Here is a 21,203-nt window from a genome sequence, read left to right as displayed (position 1 = left end):
GTAACAGACAAGGGGCGATTTTTTGTTTTTTCAACAGATGGGCGTTTCGTTATAAGGAAAAATTATGTATTGAAGGAGTGTTAACGCTGTGAATATTATCGACGAACTGGAATGGCGCGATGCGATCAACCAACAGACGGATGCCGAAGGCCTCCGGGAGCTTACGAATGAAAAGTCGATTTCGCTGTATTGCGGCGTGGATCCTACGGGCGACAGCATGCATATCGGTCACCTGATTCCCTTCATCATGCTCAAACGCTTCCAGCTTGCCGGCCATCGTCCGGTCATTCTGATCGGGGGCGCAACCGGCACCATCGGGGATCCAAGCGGACGTCAAACCGAGCGCTCCCTGCAGACGCTGGAGCAGGTTCAAGCTAACGTGGACGCGCTGACAGGACAAATGAAAAAGCTCTTCGTGACGGAGGGCGACAATCAAATCCGCATGGTCAACAACTACGACTGGACGCATAAGATCAACATTATCGAATTCCTGCGCGATTACGGGAAGAACTTCAGCATCAACTCGATGCTGGCGAAGGACGTGGTTGCTAGCCGGCTTGACAGCGGGATTTCGTTTACGGAATTCTCATACCAAATCCTGCAGTCGGTCGATTACCTGCATCTGTACCAGCATGAGGACGTGCAGCTGCAAATCGGCGGATCGGACCAATGGGGCAACATTACAAGCGGACTGGATTTGATCCGGAAGAAGGAAGGACCCGAAGCCAAAGCCTTTGGCCTGACCATACCGCTCATGCTGAAGGCCGACGGCACGAAGTTCGGCAAAACGGCCGGTGGCGCGATCTGGCTTGACCCGAACAAAACGACGCCGTTCGAGTTCTACCAGTTCTGGGCGAACACCGACGACCGCGACGTCGTCAAATACTTGAAATACTTCACCTTCCTGACCAAGGAGCAAATTGACGAGCTGGCCGAAAAGGTGCAGAGCGAGCCGCATAAACGCGAAGCGCAAAAAACGCTGGCCGAGGAAATGACGAGATTCGTGCACGGCGAGGAGATGCTGGAGCAGGCCAAGCGCATCACGGCGGCTCTGTTCAGCGGCGATATTAAATCGCTCACGGCCGATGAGATCGAGCAGGGCTTCAAGGAGATGCCGACATTTGAAGCGACACCGGAAACGAAGAATATCGTGGACTGGCTCGTGGATCTGGGCATCGAGCCTTCCAAGCGGCAAGCCCGCGAGGATATCACCAAAGGCGCGATCTCGATGAACGGCGAGCGCGTCAGCGATTTGGGCCACGAGGTGACAGCCGACCAGGCGATTGGCGGCCGGTTTATCATCATTCGCAAGGGCAAGAAAAACTATAGTTTGGTGAAAATGTCCTAGAAGGGTAACCATCAGGGAAAAGGGGTCTCCCCGGACGAACGCACCCGCAAAAGCCGCTAAACACTGTTCATGTGCTTAGCGGCTTTTCGTATGATCAGGTTAGCCAGAATCTTCTGGTTGGCCTTTATATTAGAGATGAGAAAAAACTTCGAAGGCTTACTCTCCTGATCTCGACAAAAAAATGCTGTATGCGGTCTGTCTTCGAGAGGGTACGCTGATTGTCGTTATTCTTTTATTTGAAAGTTTCTCTCTTTTAATAGGATAATATCTGTAGCGTTAAAGGAGGTTGATTATAGCATGAACATTCAACTGCAGACCGAGCTGTGCGATCGGTTTGGCATCCGTTATCCGCTTATACTGGCTGGAATGGCCGGGGGGCCGACAACCGTTGAGCTGGTCGCCGCCGTATCCAACGCAGGCGGGCTCGGCACGCTGGGTGCGGCTTATATGGAGCCGGCCGCCATTCGCCATAGCATCCAGGAAATCCGCAAGCGGACGGATAAGCCTTTTGCCGTCAACCTTTTTGCGTCCCGGGCCTCGGATCGCCAGGAGCGAATCGAAGATGTTCAACAGGAGTTAAACCGGATGCGCGGCGACCTTGGCATTCCCCATGCGGGATCGGATCACGTAACAACGCCCGATTGGTTTGAGCAGCAATTCGCGGTTCTGCTCGAAGAGAAGGTGCCCGTTATCAGCACGGCATTCGGTATTCCGGATGAGCCCCTCATGCGGCAAGCGAAAGAAGCTAAGCTGCTTGTGGTTGCGATGGCAACCACGGTGCGCGAAGCTATCCTGGCCGAGCAAGCAGGCTGCGATGCCGTCGTTGCCCAAGGCAGCGAAGCGGGGGGACATCGGGGCACGTTTGATATTTCGGAGCACCCGATGGGGGCCCAAATCGGAACGTTTGCTTTGGTGCCGCAGATCGTGGACCGGGTCAAGATTCCCGTCATTGCCGCCGGGGGCGTCATGGATGGACGCGGACTCGTGGCCTCGCTTGTTCTTGGCGCCCAAGCCGTTCAGATGGGGACGCGGTTTCTGACGGCGGCCGAATCGGGTGCGCATGAGGTTTACCAGCAAGCGCTGCTTTGCAGCACGGAAGAGAGCACGGTCATTACCAAAGCGTTCTCGGGGCGGCCGGCGAGAGGCATCCGCAATGCTTTCATTAAGCAATGGGATGCAAGCGGCTTAGAGCCGCTGCCTTTTCCTACGCAGAATACGGTGACCCGCGACATACGAAATGCCGCCAATCGCCAAAGCAATCCGGAATATATGTCCTTATGGGCAGGGCAAGGCACAAGAGGGCTCACTTCGGGGCAACCGGCAGCAGATATCGTAGCCGAGACGATCCAAGAAGCGCTGTTGATTTGTCCATATCGCAACTCCGTCGATGAGAGCTGAGAGAGGTTATGCGTCAAAACTTAAGAAATTCATCATGCAGCAGGCCGCCTAAGGAAGAACCTTTGGGTGGCCTGCCTGCCTTTTGTCAGAAACCGTAAGCATCTCCGCCAAACTTGAAGGATGGCTTAATCATCATATAAAACCTTCTCACTAATTTCGACACTTCGACCGTTCAGTCGGAATCGCTGCATTACGTTGTTCCGGCGCAACACCCATCACCTCGCTTTTGGATCGGACTCTTGTTAAAGCCCTTATAAAATCTTTCATCGTATGCCCAACCCTTCCAATCATGCTTCTGGTTCGACTGCAGCGAGCGGAGGTAGCGCATAAGAGGGAAAACCCTGCATCCGTCGAACACTTAAACATAGTAAACAATAAGTTGAAAACTGCTGCAATGACGGCATAACGGGGGTTATGATGTCCACGACGATTTTGTCCACGAAATTATACATTCCTTCTCCACGGTCCCAGGCTGTCCTTCGTCCCAGGCTGATCGAACGTTTGAACGAGGGGCTGCGTCTGCACCGGAAGCTGACCACGATTTCCGCCTCTGCCGGGAGCGGCAAAACCACGCTGCTCAGCCAATGGATCGGGGACTGTCCGCAGCCCGTTGCCTGGCTGTCCTTGGAAAAGGAGGATCGTGAGCCATCCAGATTTTTTGCTTACCTCTTGGCTGCCCTGCAAACCATCGGGGTTGATGTCGGAGAGAGGATGGTGAGTACACTCCAGGCTCCCTCACCGCATCCTCTGCCAAACGAAGCCATCGTTATGGCCATGCTGAATCAAATCACGGCCAAACCGGACCGTGTCATCCTTGTGCTTGATGATTACCACGTCCTTGATTCCAAACCGATAGACCGCGCTCTTGGCTTTCTCATTGAGCACATGCCGCCGCAGATGCATGTGGTTATCGCCAGCCGCAAGGATCCCGATCTGCCCGTGGCCCGGCTCCGTGCAAGGAACCAGCTGACGGAAGTACGGACACCGGATTTGCGGTTCACTTCCACTGAAACCTCCGAATTCATGTGGCATGTGATGGGGCTGGACCTGTCCGGGGAGGATGCAGCGCTTGTTGCATCCCGTACGGAAGGCTGGATCGCCGGCCTGCAGTTAGCGGCGCTGTCCTTGCAGGGCCATCCAGACGCTGCGGGCTTTATACGATCCTTCAGCGGCAGCCACCGCTACGTACTGGACTATTTGATTGAAGAAGTGCTGGAGCGGCAGCCTGAGAGCGTGCAGGATTTTTTGCTGCGCACTTCCATTCTCGACCGGCTGTGCGGTTCCTTGTGCGAGTACGTTTTGCATAGGGAGGACGGTGATTCCCCGACGGCCGCCGTTTCCGGACAAGAAACCCTGGAGTACCTGGAGCGCGCCAATCTGTTCATCGTTCCGCTAGATAACGAGCGGCGCTGGTACCGGTATCATCATTTGTTCTCGGATGCGCTGCGGCAACGCCTGTCCCGAAAAGGCAACGATGCCGAAGACGGGAAGAGGATCGTGACCGAACTGCATCGGCGTGCCAGCGACTGGCATGATCGTCATGACTTTCGGCTGGAGGCTTTCCAGCATGCGGCTGCTGCCCAGGACGTGGATCGCGCCGCGCGTCTGATTGAAGGGGAGGGGATGCCCCTGATCTTCCGTGGAGCGATCCACCCTATGCTCGATTGGCTGGATTCCCTGCCGAAGGCAGAATTGGACGCAAGGCCCGCGCTTTATGTCATGCATGCCTCCGCTCTGCTGATGGTCGGCCAAATGAGCGGTGTCGAACGCAAACTTCAAGCCGCCGAGGTTCATTTGCCAGCCGAGGATGACGGCATTACCCGGGATCTCATAGGACATATTGCCTCCATACGTGCGACGCTTGCCGTCAGCAAGCATCAGCCGGAAGTCATTATGACGGAATCGCGACGGGCCTTGGAATATCTAAGTCCGCATAATCTGCCTGTCCGCACGGCCTCGATGTGGACGCTGGGATACGCTTACCAGCTCCGGGGCGATCGTGCCGCGGCAGGCCGGGCCTATGAGGAGGCCGTTGCCATCAGTCAGAAGATCGGACATTTCATGATCGCCATGATGGCAACGCTCGGACTCGGACTTCTTCAGGAAGCGGATAATCAATTATATGCAGCCGCCGTGACCTATCGAAGCGTTCTGGAGTTGGCGGGTGACCCTCCGCCTCCGGCTGCATGCGAAGCGCATTTGGGCTTGGCCCGAATCTGCCGTGAGTGGAACGACCTCGATGCCGCTGAACGGCATGGGCGGAAGGCCCTTCAATTAGCCGCGCAGTTTGAACAAACCGACAGAGCCGTGGCATGCGAGGTGTTTCTCGCGAAGCTGAAGCTATTGCGTGGAGAAGTGAGTGAAGCAGCCGCCATGTTAGCTAAGGCGGATTGCCTCGCCCGTCAGCAGCAGTTCATGAATCAGCTCCCCTTCATTGCCGAAGCGCAGGTCCTTGTCCTGCTTCAACAAGGAAATTTCAATGAAGCCTCCCAGCTGGCGCAGGAGCATGGGCTCCGTCTCAGCCAGGCCAGGGTTTTGTTGGCTAAAGGGGATGCGGGGGCCGCCCTGACGATCATCGAACCCTTGCGCGCGCAGATGGAAGCTAAGGAATGGGCCGACGAGCAGCTCAAGGTCATGGTCGTGCTGGCCCTGGCTCTGCATGCCCAGGGCGATAGGCTGAAAGCTGCCCGGATCGCCGCAAATGCTGTGGCGATGGCCGAGCCCGGCGGTTTTATTCGGTTATTCGTCGATGAAGGGCCTCCGATGCAGGAGCTGCTCAGAGCAGCATCTGCCAGCCAACCGATACGAGAGGCAAACGGCATCCAACCGATGCATGATTATCTGGAGAAGCTGCTGCATGCTTGTGAGATTGAAGGACTGGAAAGCGCGGGCAAGTCCTCTCCAAGCCAGCTTCAGCTTGCGGAGTCTCTGATCGAGCCGCTGAGCAGGCGGGAATTGGAGGTGCTGCGTCTCATTGCCCAAGGACTGTCCAATCGTCAGATCAGCGAAAAGCTTTTTGTTGCGCTCAGTACCGTCAAAGGGCATAACCGGATCATATTCGATAAACTCCAGGCTACCCGCCGTACCGAAGCTGTTGCGCGTGCACGCGAGTTGGGCTTGCTGTAGGTGACAGTCCGGTTTGAATACCGCATTTCATTCGAAAACCATACTAAAGTATCTATATCCCGGTGCGTTGCGGCAGATATACTGATTGCAAAAGCAGGTTTGGAGGAAACCCATGAAAGCAATGGTATGCACCGCTTACGGATCACCGGAAGTTTTACAGCTCCAAGAGGTAGCGAAGCCTATTCCTAAGGATCACGAAGTTCGGATCAAAATTCATGCCACTACCGTCAATTCGGGGGATTGCCGCGTGCGGGGATTTCGCAGTCCTCTATTGTATAAAATCCCCATGCGATTGGTGCTGGGCCTGAGGAAGCCGAGACAATCGATACTCGGGGTGGAGCTGGCGGGGGAAGTGGAAGCGATAGGCCAGGATGTTACACGGTTCAAGATCGGCGATCAGGTTCTGGCATTCAGGGGAATGCGATTTGGCACTTATGCGCAGTACATCTGCATGCACGAAGACGGGATGATCGTAATGAAGCCGGAGCACGTGACTTATGACGATGCGGCCGCGATCTTTTTCGGAGGGACGACGGCCCTGCATTTTTTTAGAAAAGCGAACATCCGGCAGGGGCACAAGGTTCTGATCTATGGTGCATCCGGCGCGGTGGGAAATTTAGCCGTACAGCTTGCCAAACATGCGGGGGCCGTGGTTACCGGCGTTTGCAGCACCGTGAATGTAGAGCTGGTGAAGTCGCTCGGAGCCGACCAAGTCGTGGATTATACCCAAGAGGATATTTCGAAAAGCGGGGAGCGGTACGACATCATCCTGGACGCGGTCGGCAAACTGCCGAAATCCCGTTGCAAGCATTTGCTTGCCGCGGGCGGGAGTTATGTAACGGTAGAAGGGCAGGGAGTAGCCAAGGTGCTGATGGAGGATTTGAGACGGCTTACGGATCTGCTCGGGAAAGGGAAGATCAAACCGGTCATCGATAGAAAGTATGCATTGGAGCAAATCGCCGAGGCACACCGATACGCGGATACAGGGCGTAAGAGGGGCAGTGTTGTCATCACGGTGGGGCATGAACATTGAGGAAAGAAAAGTTGTCATTCACGATGCGCATGAGTGTGACAGCAGATGAATGAGGAATTCCCAGTGCATGAGCATGGCAGCTGATGAAGCAGGGCATCATCTTTCCGTTACATCTAGTCGACAGCCATCCAAGCATGCCCCTGAACACGCACCGTGCGCGCGGGAGTAGTGAGCACGATGTACAAAATCAGACCGATCCTACAGCGGGTCGGCTTTTCTCATTGTAAATGGGGGCGCTGGACAACGTCAGAGCGCAGCAGGAAGAATATCTCCAAACCTTCTAAGGAAGTGAGATATAATGGAACAAACGACAAACGAAGGAATTCCAAGGGAAGGACGGCTGCACACGATGTCCAAGGCGGATAATATGCTGGCAATTCTTTGGCTGCTGAAATCGCGCAAGAGAATTTCGGCAAAACAGCTATCAGAGGAACTGGGCGTTCACATCCGAACGATTTACCGGAATATCGATGCCCTATGCATTTCGGGAGTGCCTGTCATTTCGGAGATAGGACGCGACGGAGGGTACTCCATTCCGGATCATATCAAGCTGGAGCCCTTGTTTTTTGATGCCGATGAGCAAAAGGCGCTTCTTCATGCAGCCGCATTCGCACGGGAAGCGGGGTATCCATCCGAAGAGCCGCTGAATCGGGCCATATTCAAAATCAAACGATATACGAATCCGGAGCAGTTGAAGCGTTTGGAGCGACATGAGAACAGCATCGAGGCCATTCATCCGCCCGCAGCTTCCGGGCTTACCTCCATGCTGCATGAGATCCAAACCGGGATCGACCGGCAAACCAGTCTCGAGATCGATTACAAAACAGGCTATGATGGCGTTAAGCAGACACGGACTTTAGATCCCTATGGGCTCGTTCACTGGAAAAGCAAATGGTATGCAGTTGGCTATTGCCATCTGCGCGGTGAAATTCGCTCCTTCCGTGTCGATCGCATGGGCCAAATCCGGCCTACCGACGTCGTGTTTGACCGTCCGGCGACATTTTCCCCACGTGAATTTTTATTGGACAGCCTGTTGACGGAGCAAGGCTCCAAATCCAATCCCCATTTGGTTTCCGTGCATATCCAAGGCATCCCCCAAGCTTTGGACGATTTATGCGGGCATTGGCTGCTCGGCCACGCGCTCGTCGAACGTACGGCGGAGGAGGCGGTGTTTAGACTGGATGAGTCTACGTTGTATACGCAAGTTGCCTACTATCTTCTATCCTTCGGCGGTAAGATTCGCATCGTCGGGCCCGAGGAGCTGAAATCAGGTTTGGCCGATATTGCCGAATCGTTATTCAAATATTATCAAAGCTGATGATAAACACTGACCTTCTTTGTCAGTGTTTGTGTTATATAATGAACTCCATCAGATCGTATCAGGAGGAGAGCGAGATGGCAGGCTCCGTTTTTAAACAAGAAGTGATAAAGGCAACGGAACGTTCGTGGGAAGCATGGGTCGTAGCCCTTGGGCAGGAAGTGGACCCGCTCTGGTCCCATGAGCAGATCAGAAACCACATTGTTGAGCAGCATCAGGTATCCGGGGAGTGGGGCGAATGGATCGCCACGATGTACGAACAGCTGATGGGCCGGGTGCCTGTCGGCGTTACGAAAGATGCCGGGGTTCAGATCGGGATCAGGAAAACGATGGCCGTGACGAAGGAGAGCTTGTGGGATTTCCTCACGTCTCCAGAGGGACTGTCATTATGGATCGGAGCTGTTCCTTCTTTGGAGCTGCGGGTCGGGCAGGAATATGAGTCGAAGGAAGGCGTGTCCGGCAAAATTACGGTGGTCGTCCCTTACCATAAGCTGCGCCTGACGTGGAAACGTAAGGAGTGGGACAACCCGTCCCGGCTGCAAATTTATGTGCTGTCCACGAAAACGGGAAACACGACCATCGCGATCCATCAGGAGATGCTGGATGACGTTTATGTGCGAGAGATCATGAGGCGTTTTTGGGATGAGACGCTGATTGAGATCCAGCATCAGGTGGAGGCGCAGACCGTAGTGAGGTTTGAGGACTGAGGTTCCGTTGTTCGCTTTCTCAGATATCTGCAATATCTATAAGGAAGTAAGACTGTAACTGTAAGAACTGCAAGACTGTAGTATGCTCCCGTCATGAATGTCATTAGAGGCAGAGTTTGTAGGTACGGGCTCGTGTTTGTGACTGTTGCAACCTTAAGAGGACTGAGGTTCCGTTATTTCGTCTTAGATGGCGAGGTTTGGGTTATATGAGGACATCAGATCCGCTATTACTTAGAATATGGCTGATAATCGAGGTATTTAGAGTAAATAGCGGATCCTGTGTCCGGAAGTTCGAATAAAGTGGCTGTTTTTTTCGAAATAACGGATCTGATGTCCACTTAGTGTTACTAATATTCTCTCTTGGATATCTGCAATATCGCCGGGTACCCAGTTCACAAGCTCCCTCCTTGCTGTTTTCATATTCTCACTTGGAAGAACGCATGTCTCCCTTCTTCTTCCAAGAACTGTTGTGTGCCCCCATCATTACTACCATTTACAAGCGCAGTTTGTAGGTACGGGCTCGTTGTTCTCCGCTTGCGATGTCCAGAATCCGGAGCTCGACCAGTTTGTGCAATATTCGTCGGGTATGCCGGTCGCTTATCCTAAGATGGGCGGCAAGCTCCAAAGGGGTTATAGGGCGCAGAAGTCGCCGGGCAAATCGCACAGCTTCTGCCTCCAGCCAGCTTAATGACGCAGGTACATCGGTTGCAACGAATCTGCCGACAAAGGATAGGATGAGCTGCTGGCACTGTTTTGGCTCTTCGACGATGGAGGGATAGGCTATGGGAAGGAATGTCCAGCCATCCAGTGCCAATAAACAGTGGCGGCGACATAAATCCTTAAACCTTCTGACGTCCAGATCGCGGGCATGCGGTCCGTATCCTTGTATTTCGATGCCTCCTCTAGCATCACCAGGCATATAGGCGAGGTCCAAATAACGATAACCATTGCTGAAATCGCGTACTTCCCATTCCGGATGCAAGTCATTGAAATGACCGATCGCCGGAAACCATACGGAACGCAGAAACTCGACGGTGCCGTGGCCTATGCCTTTATTAAGGATTTCGAGCCTGCGGGGATTCTTTTCATTCAGTATATTCGTGTGTATCCATAGCTCATACAGTTGATCAAACCGTGACATGATCAATTACCCTCCTCAGTATAAAACGGAATGCGATTTTGCTAGAACATAAAAAAGCCGCCCCATACAATGCAACCCCAATCCTTCATTGGGGCACTTTGCATAGAAGCGGCGTGTTCTTCACGTCCTTATGTTGGCTAGTATAACTTGTGTTTTGCAGGATTAGCAATAGGTATTGTTCTCATGATTGAATGGATACCGATATTCGGATCGTAATTACATCAGTCTATATCGACCATGAAAAAATGTCCCTGATGCGAAGCCGATGCAATGGCTGCCTAAATCATGGGGCTTTTTTATTGCGATCAATAAGCGCCTTGCGGATATCAGATGGACGTGTGTCTTTCGGTATCTCTGTACGAGCTCATTGGTATAAGAAAGAAGGTGCATTTTCCTAATCGGCACTAGCAATTTAAAACTCAAATGACAACTAGAATTTCTACGAATTAGGCTCTGAACGACAATTATCTTTCGGCACCGATGATCTGATCTTGTCGGGTTTAGAAGCTTCATGATGTATCCCAACCAGCACAAGCGATTAAAAACTCTATGACTGCGACATTTCCGCTCCACAAGGCATGATGGACACTGAGGAGACATGGAACGCCAAACTTGTTTAATATGACGTCATATATAATGAAAATAACTATTTTTTGAATATATATTGTGCATTATATATTTATGGTGTACATTAATTACAACCGATTCATATTTAACATGCTTAATTGGAGGTGGATCCATCCCAAAGAGAAGTAGCGGAAATGGAGGTTCGGTCTGTAGGTAAGCAGCAAGAACATAGCTGGGAAGTTCTGAACACAAATCTGATACCAAGAGAGGATGAGTGAAGCATGAACCATTCCGTTAAAAAGGTGAATATGGGTGTCATCCTATGCAGACATTGCAACGCTCTAATCGATACGGTGGATACGAATCGAATCGCGACCTTTTATGGCGTATGCAATCAACCGGAATGCCGGCAGCAGCGCAGCGCTACGAATGCGTCGATACGGGATGTAACAGAAGAAGAGTAAATGGACAGGAACCGGCTATTATTCTCAAGTGAACGCGCCACTTTCATGTGGTGCGTTTTTGCGTTATGCGAATACGGCGAGGATCCACCCGACTTGGCAAAAAAGAGTTTGTAGTGCGCTTGACTCGCTTTGGCTGATACCGGGTTAACCGTGTTGATCAACTGCGTCGGGGATGAATTGGCACGGTCTTCCCGATGAAAAGTGGCCCTTAAGGATGCTTATCCATCATGCTAAGATGGAACTGCAATTCCAATTTCCGACAGGACCAGGACCCCTTAATGTCTTTCACTCTCGAAGGGTTCCATTCATTTTATATCTAACGAGCAGGAGGTTGTCAGTTTATATGAACATATTTGTTGCAGGCTCTACGGGAGTCATCGGCCAGCGGCTGCTTCCCAAGCTGGTGCAAGCCGGTCATGAGGTTGCAGGCATGACTCGGAATAATCAGGGTAAAGGGTTGATCGAATCCTGGGGAGCAAGAGGGATCGTTGCGGATGCTTTTGACCGCGAAGGAATGATCGCCGCAATCGGGGAGATCCGGCCGGATGTCATTATCCATCAGCTTACTTCGTTAAGCCAATGGAATCTGGAGGATAATGCCAGAATTCGGATAGAGGGAACGCGTCATTTGGTGGAAGCCGCCCAAATCCATGGCATTAAGCGAATGATTGCCCAGAGCATTGCTTGGGCGTACGAGCCGGGAGAGCATCCCGCCACCGAAGACGCCCCCCTGGATGTCCATGCGCCTGTACCTCGCAAGTCGACGATAGACGGTATCGTATCGCTGGAGCATGCCGTTGCCCAAATGCCGAGCCACGTCATTCTAAGGTATGGAATGTTCTACGGTCCCGGCACGTGGTACGACGCTAACGGAATCATGGCGGAAAAAGTACGAAGTCGAGCTCTGCCGGCAACGGATGGCGTTCAGTCCTTTCTCCATGTCGAGGATGCGGCAAATGCCGCTCTGCAGGCATTGAACTGGCCGTCAGGCCCGGTCAACATCGTGGACGATGAGCCTGCTGCGGGAACGGCATGGCTGCCGGTGTATGCCGATGCGCTGCAAGCGCCAGCTCCAGCCTATCAAGCAGGGAGCAAGCGCGGCGAGCGCGGCGCATCCAACGCCAAAGCTCGGAAGGAGTATGGCTGGCAGCCGCTCCATCCCACCTGGCGAACCGGGCTAGCGCAATCGCTGAGGTGAAAGAGCTAGCGGTCCGCCGACCGGCTAGCCTTAAGAGTCTATACGCTCGGAATATGCTATTCCCCATTCGCGCGTTCATTTATCTGCGTGAGCAACTCCCTGATGTAACAGGGTGTACATCGTGCGCATCTCCCTGTGCGCACGATGCGTGGTTCGGGGCATGCTTGGATGGCTGGTCGGCCATATGCCTATCATGAAGCAACGATATTTTCAGTAATACGCGTTTCCGTCGAATATGCGTATTCATAAACGCTAACGGATCTCGCCTTCTTTCTTGTAGTGATAGATCCCAAGAAGATAAGAGAGCTCCTTGTTGATATGGGAATGAAAAGAAAGCTATAGTTAATAGAGGATTTCATGGCCATGAGAAAACAGGCCGGTCTCCAACTGAGGTGGACTTACCATAGAGTAGGGGCCGGTCTCCAGTTGAGGTGGACTTACCATAGAGTAGGGGCCGGTTTCCAGTTGAGGTGGACTTACCATAGAATAGGGACCGGTCTCCAGCTGAGGTGGACTTACCATAGAGTAGGGGCCGGTCTCCAGTTGAGGTGGACTTACCATAGAATAGGGACCGGTCTCCAGCTGAGGTGGACTTACCATAGAATAGGGGCCGGTCTCCAGTTGAGGTGGACTTACCATAGAATAGGGCCGGTCTCCAGCTGAGGTGGACTTACCATAGAATAGGAGCTAGGCTCCAACTGAGTAGACTTACTAGAATAAGGAGGGGACCGCATGACAGAACGGCTGCCATGCCGAAGCGAAGGATGTTCGGCAACGATATTGCCGGCAACCGCGGCCAAAACCGGCGGTTATTGCATGCCGTGCAAGCAGGAGATGGAGCGCGCAGAACGGCAGCGTTACATAGAACAGCACCGGAGAGATATCGACTTGTACGAGGGGATAACGGACCCGGTAGAGATCCTTAAGATCATGCATACCCCGGTGAAGCGGGATCCATTCATCCGATATATTCCCTATCCTCTGAAAAGAGAAGAGGTATATTCCGCTTTATCTGCGGGTGATGCCGACCGCATGCTGAATGCAGCCCTTGAACTGCTGGAATCGGGTGATGAGGACACCTGCCAGGAGATTCTTGTGTCCTTGATCTGCTATCGGAACCGCTCGCTTGAAACCTGCATACCGATACTGCTGGAGCGGGGGATCTATTATCCCGGCATTTTGTTCAAAGATGCATCTGCCCATAGCCGCGACGAACTGCTTCAACAAGTGAAACAGGACAAGGATAACCGCAACCATCTGCTGTTGGCCTTGGCTTGGATCGGGGATGATCAGGTCGTGCACCAATTTCAAGAATGGAGGTTCGATCCTCCATCTTGGGCGAAGGAGCTGTATGTCCCGCCTGAAGCTTATGCGCATGAGGGGGGCTGGGAGCTTGCGGAGAATGGGAGCAAACGCCGACTATTCTACCATGACAGCTACGCCATAGCGAAAATAGTGCCATCAGAAAGCACTTATGCAGCGGAACCCGAGCCCGCACAATTTTTGAAGGAGGATTCCACTTCCTGTCCATGGTGCGGAAACAGCCTGACCACTTTGGCGGATCTGGACATCAGCCATCCGAAGCTTCGATTCCTGGGGTTGTCCGGAGAGAGGCTTCGAGTGACCACCTGCGTGATCTGCAGTTGTTACGATACGATCTATATGGATGTAGATTTCCGCGGAAAATCCGAATGGAGCCAGACTAATATTAAACCGGAATATGTGCCTGAGCCTGATTCCGAGGAGGGTGAGCGAAGCTTTGCGTCGGCGGGGCAATCCTTGCGGCTTGCGGACAACCCTCGCAGCAGCTATTATGCCGCCTATTGGGCGCTCGGGCCGGCGGTCTCGCAAATCGGCGGTTACCCGGCTTGGATCCAGGACGCCGTCTACCCTTCCTGCCCTTGCTGTTCCCGAAGCATGACATTCATCGGGCAGCTGGATTGGGAACAGGTCGAGGAGTACGGGGAAGGCATCTATTATATGTTCCTGTGCGCGGACTGCAAGGTCACGGCAACTTTATTCCAACAAACATAGGCTGAATCCAGCCATGTTTGAATAACGGCTTCCAGCTAAAAGCAGCGGGTATACTATTTTTTCCCTACCATCTATTGATATGGTATTATATACCATTATAGATTGAGAATGGAGGCCTCATTCGTGAAGAAATTCAATCGCAGGGTAGCTTATATGTTAGTGACGATCCTGTTAGCAGTTAATTGTACGGTGCTGGGCTCTGCAGGAGCAGCGGAAACAACGAATGGAGATTCCCACCCCATACCGGTAAGCGTGGCCGGGGGCAGCGGACATGGTGTTGCGGCATGGAGCGACGGCTCCGTGACCGCCTGGGGTTATAACAAGTCAGGTCAAGTAGGTGACGGGACCAGCATTCATCAATGGGTGCCCAAGCAAGTCGCGGGTCTGACTGATATTGTTCAGGTGGCGGCAGGCGACAATTCTTCATTTGCCTTGGACAAGAACGGGGACGTGTGGGCCTGGGGCGATTATTACTCGCCTTATATTAACGAGGATCCGTTGTTACCTTTCCAAAAAAGGGGAGGGCTGATCAAGCTGGAAGGTCTTAAGGATGTAGCCAGCTTGTCCATTTCAAACCATGGTTCTGTCGCATTGCATAAGGATGGGTCTGCGACGATATGGAGTCCGACGTTTGATCCGAATGATCATTTAAAGATGACGGTAAAATATTTCCCTATCAAGGGAGTCACGAATGCAAAAACAATAGTGGTCGCCGGACACGAGGCCCTGATTCTCGGTAAAGACGGCAGCGTCGATATGTTAACGGTATATAATAGCTTCTACGACCGGTTCCGCCTGGAACGCGAGTTTCGCGAAGTTAAACCGCTGGTTGCTTCCTCCATTACCGGAATCGCCGCGCATTGGTATGACGTGTTTCTGCTGCATGAGAACGGAACGGTGCTGCGGTGGAATGTGAATACGAAGCAGCAAGCGCCTGCTGCGGTGAAGGGATTAAACGATATCCAAGAGATAAGGACGGGGGCCAACCGTTTATTTATGCTTAAAAACGACGGCACGGTCTGGCAGTGGAATTACAACGATCCGACGGCAAAGCCTTTTCGAGTGAAAGGTCTGACAGGTATAACGGCACTTTGGGGAAGCAAGGGATATACCGGTTATGCAACCAATCAGGACGGCAAGGTGCTGGCTTGGGGAGAAGAGAAATATCAAGGCAGCGGCTCGCCTAACGAGAACGATGGGAATCCGGTCATGGTACAGCCTCCTTTATCTTGGACGGTAAACGGACAAACGGTTAGCTTCTACGGTTCTTCCGCCATGGTGAAAGGCAAGCTGTATGTACCGTATACTAGCGTATTTGAAGCCCTGGGGATCAAAGTGAAGCGCGGACAGTCCAATCCGGATCCGAAACACGGAAATCAGCGGTTTCCGGTATGGTCTTTCTCTTATGGCGAAAATACCGTATCCATTAAATCCAGTGATCCCGCCGTTGTATTGGTGAACGGGAAGGTGACGCGAGATGATGCAAGTGTTCCATTCCTGGCGAATTCGACCATGTTTCCCTTGGAGTTGATCACATCAAAGCTTGGCATTCCGATGTCCTGGAATAAGACGACAGGCGAAGTGATCCTGGGGAAAACGCCATAAGAATAGGATGAAGGCACGCCCAAACGGCGTGTCTTTCGTTATTTTGAGGAACTGCATCCATAGGAACTGTATCCATAACAATAAATAGAGAGTTTTATATTGACGTATGGGCTGGAAGCTCGCCGCTGTTCGTGGATATTCTAAAAGATCGCCACCCCGTTTCCGAGGGAAGCGATCTTTAGTAGTTTGAATTACTATCAGTGGGCAGCACCTTTAGCGCCTTTGGTCACAGCCCAAAAAATGAGAGCAACAGTGCTGACGGAGGCCCCGAGCACGCATACCCCATGCCAGCCGAAGTGTGCGTAAATATGGGTTGAAGAAATGGAACCGGCAGCACTCCCGATGGAATAGAACATCATGTAGCCGCCAACAATCCGACTGCGCGCCTTCGGCCGCAATGCAAAAATCATGCTCTGATTCGTGACATGCACGGCCTGTACCGCCAAGTCCAACAGAATAATGCCAATGACCAAGGCGAACAGGGACCGTTCCGTGTAGCCGATGGGCAGCCATGACAGCAATAGCAGGAACAATGCAATTCCCGTCGTTCGCTGTCCATCACCTCGATCGGCCAGCTTACCGGCCTTTGCTGCAGCCAATGCCCCTACGACGCCCACGAGGCCGAACGCCCCGATAGCCGAGTGCGAAAGGGATAGCGGCGGCGAGCTAAGAGGCAGTACCAATGGGGTCCACAACATGCTGAAAGCCGTAAAAATCAGCATAGCCAACACAGCGCGGATGCGTAATAGCCGTTCTTGCAGGAACAACATCCATACCGACTTAAGCAGTTGAGCATAAGAAAGAGTCTTTACCTTGTGCGCAGCATTTGGCAGCACCTTATATAATGCGTAAACCATGAGCAGCATCAACGCAGCCGAAACCAAATAAACGAAGCGCCATCCTGCAAGATCCTTCAGGATACCGGAAACGGTTCGCGCAAGAAGGATCCCGATCACAATTCCGCTGGTTACCATGCCGACGACACGCCCTCTTTCAGCAGGGGCAGCCATAGTTGCCGCGAATGCCACGATGGTCTGCGTCACAACGGCAAGCAGTCCCACCAAAGCCAAGCCTGCGAAGAGCATCGCACCAGAGGAAGCAGTCCCAACGATAACCAGAGCTGCTGCGGAGATCGTCATCTGACCGATAATCAATCGGCGCTGGTTCAGTAAATCTCCCAGAGGCACGAGCAGCAGCAGTCCGAATGCATAGAAAACCTGCGTGACAGTAATTACAATGCCGATGATGGAATAATCCATGTTGAACTCGTTTGACAGCTGATCGAGCAGTGGCTGTGCAAAGTAGATGTTAGCAACCGACATGCCGCAGGCAATCGCAAACAATAGCGTCACGTAACGAGTCATTGGAGCAGCATTAACGCATTCAGACGAACTTGGCGCCCCCTGTGACGTAACAGCCCCCGTTTCGTTACGGGCCGCTTTTTTATCCAACATCCCCTCCATTTTCATGCATCCAATCCTTTCGTTTTTTTGTGTACTGATCGGTATATTAAAATCATCGATAAATATATCCCACAGTGACAATTCATGTCAATACGTTTATTGAAATGATTTAAAATTATGCTTAGAGTTGTTGATATAAATGTAAAAATCGGATGTTCGGTGTTTGACAAAAGCATCCGTAGATCTTAAAATTATTTTACTGATTGGTAATGAAATAAAACTATTTGTTTACCACCTGTGATCATCGAGCTTCCTTTAAATCTAAAGTAACGAGAGGTAATTAACGATGGGACGAATCCGCGAATTTGATGAAGAGAAGGTATTGGATGCCGCCATGCAGCTGTTTTGGGAGAAGGGATATGAGGCTACTTCATTAACCGATTTGACCTCCAGAATGGGTATTCAGCGGCCCAGTATTTACGCTGCGTTCGGAGACAAAAAAGAACTGTTCGAAACCGCGCTGCGCAAATACACGAGAGGGCATGCTTCCGAGGTGCGAACCAGGCTGCAAAATCATCGATCGGTCAGGGAGGCGTTTCGAGCCTTTTTTGAGAATGTAGTGGATGAGGAATACGCCGAAAGCCGCAGCCGCGGATGTTTTTGCATTAATACGATGGTCGAGCTTGCGCCTCATGATGAGAAATTTGAAATTCTGACAAGGGAACATCAGATGTACCTGGCGGTCATCTTCCAGGAAACCATTGAGCGGGGCATACAATCGGGCGAGCTTGCGAAGGGCACGGACGCCAAAGCTTTATCGCAAGCGCTCATCGTATCCTTGATTGGGCTGACCGTGATGTTGAAATCCCGTCCGGAGCGCTCTTTCGTAAACAATACGATAGAGGTGACTCTTACATTGCTTAAATAGGATGCTTTCGAGGGTTATGCTTACGAGTTGTTGCTGCCGTCCAACCATAGTAAACTGTTCTAAAAAAACAATAGTAGGTGTTTCGATGAATTTGAACATACGGACAGGACGGACAGAGGACCTTCAGGAAATCATGGCTTTGATTGCACGCTGCGTAACGGTCATGCAGGCTGGAGGCAGCGATCAATGGGATGATCAATATCCGAACCGGGAGGTAATCGGTGAGGATTTACAGCGCGAAACGTTGTTTGCGGCTGAAGGCGAAGGCCGCATTTTAGGGATCGTTGTTCTCGACGAATCGCAGGCAGAACAGTACCAAACCATTAGCTGGAAGCAGGACGAGGGACCGCATCTTATGATGCATCGCCTTGCCGTCGATCCGGAAGCACACGGGCAGGGCATCGCGCGAACATTGGTAGCTTTCTCCGAAGTGTATGGGGCGCGCCAGGGTTACCGAAGCCTACGACTGGACACCTATGCCAAGAATACGGCTGCGCTTAAGCTGTATCAAGGCTTAGGTTATGACCTGCGGGGAGAAGTGAATTTCCCGGATAGAGCGGCAAGCTTTCCGGTATTTGAGAAGGTGCTTGGATAAACAGGCCGTGGAGCAAGCCTGCTATGGATCAGCGCGTAACGCGGGTCCGTGGCGGGCTTTTGTTGTTTATAGGCAAACAATAATTACGTCCATGGCGATGGGGCTTGTCGGGATGCCCATTTTGCATTCTATTTAGAATTTTTTCAAAATAGGTATTGCAATTGGATGCAGGCATAAGCGATAATGTATTTAGATGAAATTCTAAATAGAAATATGGGTGATGCACATTGGGGTTTCCGGAAACATTCAAGGCGTTATCTGATCCGGTGAGACGGGACATCCTGGTTATGCTCAAACGCGGCAAAATGTCAGCCGGAGAGATCGGTCAGCATTTCAATATGACCGGGGCGACCATCTCGTATCATCTGTCGCAGCTGAAGAAGGCCGGACTGATATTTGAAACAAAATATAAAAATTATATTTACTATGAGATCAACGTATCCGTCTTCGAAGAAATCATGCTGTGGTTTTCACAATTTAACGGGGGGAAACAAGATGAGGAAAAAGAATAGTTCGATGCTGGTTATAACAACGCTGATATGCTTGCTGCCGATTATTTTATCGATGACGCTGTACAATCAATTGCCTGATCAGGTGGCGGTTCACTGGGACGCGGCGGGCAACCCGGATAATTATGTGCCTAAGGCGGTTGCGGCGTTTGTGCTTCCGTTGATTACGGCGGTTATTAACGTCATTGTCAATGTGGGGCTTAACAACGATCCTAAGAAAATGAACGCTGCCCCGGTTTTAAGAACAATGGGTCTATGGCTCATCCCCGCACTGTCTCTCATTCTCATGCCAATCACGCTGTTCAAGGCTATGGGGGCCGAGCTGCCGATCCAGACGATTGCACCGGCTCTAGTGGGCATGCTGCTCGTGATCACCGGCAATTATTTGCCGAAGAGTAAACAGAACTATACGGTGGGCATCAAGCTGCCTTGGACGCTGAACAGCCAGGATAATTGGAATAAAACGCATCGTTTTGCCGGGTACCTGTGGATGGCAGGCGGAGCGTTCATGATCCTGACGGCGTTTCTGAAGGTGAACCTTGCCATCGCCATCGTCCCTATCATTATTCTGATCGCGGCGGCTCCGGCGATTTACTCTTTTTCTTTGTTTAAAAAGGGCGTGTAACGGACAGGGCTGCAACGCATGAACAATATCGCGAACGGCAACAAGCTGACTCCATAATGTGGGTCAGCTTGTTTATTTTACGGGATAGCGCTTGCGACGGCTTATTTGCCGTACGGGTCAATCGTCTGGATGGTGCCGTCCTCGTTGTAGGTCAGCTCGGTGAATTTGACGCTGCGTTTGTTGTCTGCACCGCCGGACAGGGAGCTGTCATGGTAGAAGAGATACCATTTATCCTGGAATTGAACGATGGAGTGATGGGTCGTCCAGCCGATAACGGGTGTCAGAACCGTGCCCTTGAACTCAAAGGGGCCCGTCGGACTTTCACTCGTGGCATAGACGATTTTGTGCGTTGATCCGGTGGAGTACGATAGATAGTAGATGCCTTTGTATTTATGGACCCAAGGACCTTCAAAATATCTTCGCTCCTCATCCCCTGCAACGATCGGGCTGCCCTTCTCATCAACGATGGAAATTTCCCGGGGCGCCTCTTTAAAAGTAAGCATGTCGTCGCTCAGCTCAGCGACCCGCGGTCCGATGGCAGGCGCATCTGCCGCAGGTCCCTCCGCATCCGGAATGTGCGAACCGGTCTGCCATTGTTCCAGCTGTCCGCCCCAGAGACCGCCGAAGTAAATATAAGCCCGGTTATCGTCGTCCACGAATACGGCAGGGTCGATGCTGTAGCTGCCCGGAATGTAATGGGGCTCCGGCTTGAATGGACCGGAAGGCGAAGAGCTTGTAGCTACGCCAAGACGGAAAATATCGTCATGATCCCTGGCAGGGAAATATAAATAGTAAGTGTCGTTCTTGAAGGCAGCATCCGGTGCCCACATTTGCTTCTTCGCCCATGGTACATCCTTCACATGAAGGGCTTCGCCATGGTCCACGCATGGAGCATTCACATCCTCCATCGAGAGAACGTGGTAGTCCTCCATGTCATATTGGTCGCCGTTATCATTGGACGTGTTCTCGTGATCCAGGTCATGGGATGGATAAATATAAATTTTGCCCTCGAATACGTGGGCGGAAGGGTCTGCGGTATAGATATGGGTTACGATCGGTTCGTTAGGCTGTACGGGCTTGGTCATCACATTTCCTCCTTGAATCATTGCATTGTAAGCGCTTGTATTTATTTTATCAGACGCTTTCCACTCAAAAAACCTAATAAAATTAGGTTTTTCACCTAAAAATATTAGATCTTTTGGGA

The 21,203-nt window shown here is 51.8% G+C and carries 17 protein-coding genes; 14 read left to right on the top strand and 3 right to left on the bottom strand.

The window, feature by feature from the left end; genetic code table 11:
- The first annotated feature begins 88 nt into the window (after positions 1–88).
- From tyrS to M1D70_RS23420, 6 genes are all read left to right on the top strand, one after another.
- Complete coding sequence (tyrS, locus tag M1D70_RS23445; RefSeq protein WP_009591882.1) at positions 89–1,348, top strand: tyrosine--tRNA ligase; 1,260 nt, start codon at positions 89–91, stop codon at positions 1,346–1,348.
- Between the two features lie 297 nt (positions 1,349–1,645).
- The gene (locus M1D70_RS23440; protein WP_456288105.1) at positions 1,646–2,746 is read left to right on the top strand and encodes an NAD(P)H-dependent flavin oxidoreductase; all 1,101 of its coding nucleotides are present in this window, start codon (positions 1,646–1,648) and stop codon (positions 2,744–2,746) included.
- A gap of 417 nt (positions 2,747–3,163) precedes the next feature.
- Positions 3,164–5,872 carry a LuxR C-terminal-related transcriptional regulator gene (locus M1D70_RS23435; protein WP_456288104.1) on the top strand — a complete coding sequence of 903 codons (2,709 nt, stop codon included), beginning with the start codon at positions 3,164–3,166 and terminating at the stop codon, positions 5,870–5,872.
- A 112-nt stretch (positions 5,873–5,984) separates the two neighbouring features.
- Entirely contained in the window at positions 5,985–6,905 is a 921-nt protein-coding gene (locus M1D70_RS23430; RefSeq protein ID WP_456288103.1) for an NAD(P)-dependent alcohol dehydrogenase, read from the top strand.
- A gap of 349 nt (positions 6,906–7,254) precedes the next feature.
- Entirely contained in the window at positions 7,255–8,223 is a 969-nt protein-coding gene (locus tag M1D70_RS23425; RefSeq protein WP_456290490.1) for a helix-turn-helix transcriptional regulator, read from the top strand.
- 77 nt (positions 8,224–8,300) lie between these two features.
- A complete protein-coding gene (locus M1D70_RS23420) occupies positions 8,301–8,930 on the top strand; it encodes an SRPBCC family protein (protein WP_456288102.1) in 630 nt (209 codons plus the stop codon).
- A 493-nt stretch (positions 8,931–9,423) separates the two neighbouring features.
- Here M1D70_RS23420 and M1D70_RS23415 read toward each other — a convergent pair whose 3' ends face one another.
- Positions 9,424–10,071 (bottom strand): transcriptional regulator, encoded by a 648-nt coding sequence (locus M1D70_RS23415; RefSeq protein WP_456288101.1) that lies wholly within the window; start codon positions 10,069–10,071, stop codon positions 9,424–9,426.
- Between the two features lie 848 nt (positions 10,072–10,919).
- Between M1D70_RS23415 and M1D70_RS23410 the strand changes: the two genes are divergently transcribed.
- The 4 genes from M1D70_RS23410 to M1D70_RS23395 all read left to right on the top strand — a co-directional run bounded on the left by M1D70_RS23410 (position 10,920) and on the right by M1D70_RS23395 (position 15,939).
- Positions 10,920–11,102, top strand: coding sequence for a GapA-binding peptide SR1P (locus M1D70_RS23410; RefSeq protein ID WP_009591018.1), 183 nt, complete (start codon positions 10,920–10,922; stop codon positions 11,100–11,102).
- 343 nt (positions 11,103–11,445) lie between these two features.
- A complete protein-coding gene (locus M1D70_RS23405; protein ID WP_456288100.1) occupies positions 11,446–12,300 on the top strand; it encodes an NAD-dependent epimerase/dehydratase family protein in 855 nt (284 codons plus the stop codon).
- A gap of 732 nt (positions 12,301–13,032) precedes the next feature.
- Positions 13,033–14,334 carry a DUF1963 domain-containing protein gene (locus M1D70_RS23400; protein WP_456288099.1) on the top strand — a complete coding sequence of 434 codons (1,302 nt, stop codon included), beginning with the start codon at positions 13,033–13,035 and terminating at the stop codon, positions 14,332–14,334.
- Positions 14,335–14,457: 123 nt separating this feature from the next.
- Positions 14,458–15,939 (top strand): stalk domain-containing protein, encoded by a 1,482-nt coding sequence (locus M1D70_RS23395; protein WP_456288098.1) that lies wholly within the window; start codon positions 14,458–14,460, stop codon positions 15,937–15,939.
- 197 nt (positions 15,940–16,136) lie between these two features.
- Here the strand turns inward: M1D70_RS23395 and M1D70_RS23390 are convergent, their stop codons facing one another.
- Positions 16,137–17,303, bottom strand: coding sequence for an MFS transporter (locus M1D70_RS23390; RefSeq protein ID WP_456290489.1), 1,167 nt, complete (start codon positions 17,301–17,303; stop codon positions 16,137–16,139).
- Positions 17,304–17,688: 385 nt separating this feature from the next.
- Between M1D70_RS23390 and M1D70_RS23385 the strand changes: the two genes are divergently transcribed.
- The 4 genes from M1D70_RS23385 to M1D70_RS23370 all read left to right on the top strand — a co-directional run bounded on the left by M1D70_RS23385 (position 17,689) and on the right by M1D70_RS23370 (position 19,999).
- Complete coding sequence (locus tag M1D70_RS23385; protein WP_456288097.1) at positions 17,689–18,270, top strand: TetR/AcrR family transcriptional regulator; 582 nt, start codon at positions 17,689–17,691, stop codon at positions 18,268–18,270.
- 85 nt (positions 18,271–18,355) lie between these two features.
- Entirely contained in the window at positions 18,356–18,865 is a 510-nt protein-coding gene (locus tag M1D70_RS23380) for an N-acetyltransferase family protein (protein WP_456288096.1), read from the top strand.
- A gap of 227 nt (positions 18,866–19,092) precedes the next feature.
- Complete coding sequence (locus M1D70_RS23375; RefSeq protein WP_009591002.1) at positions 19,093–19,377, top strand: autorepressor SdpR family transcription factor; 285 nt, start codon at positions 19,093–19,095, stop codon at positions 19,375–19,377.
- Complete coding sequence (locus tag M1D70_RS23370) at positions 19,361–19,999, top strand: SdpI family protein (RefSeq protein ID WP_456288095.1); 639 nt, start codon at positions 19,361–19,363, stop codon at positions 19,997–19,999. The genes M1D70_RS23375 and M1D70_RS23370 overlap by 17 nt, the downstream gene beginning before the upstream one ends.
- 101 nt (positions 20,000–20,100) lie before the next feature.
- Here M1D70_RS23370 and M1D70_RS23365 read toward each other — a convergent pair whose 3' ends face one another.
- On the bottom strand, positions 20,101–21,084 hold the full coding sequence (locus M1D70_RS23365) for a glycoside hydrolase family 43 protein (protein ID WP_009591027.1): 984 nt from the start codon (positions 21,082–21,084) through the stop codon (positions 20,101–20,103).
- Positions 21,085–21,203 lie beyond the last annotated feature (119 nt).

This window comes from Paenibacillus sp. AK002 (assembly GCF_053903045.1).
Note: the sequence above shows the minus strand (reverse complement) of the source record. Positions and strands in the feature narration are given on the sequence as shown.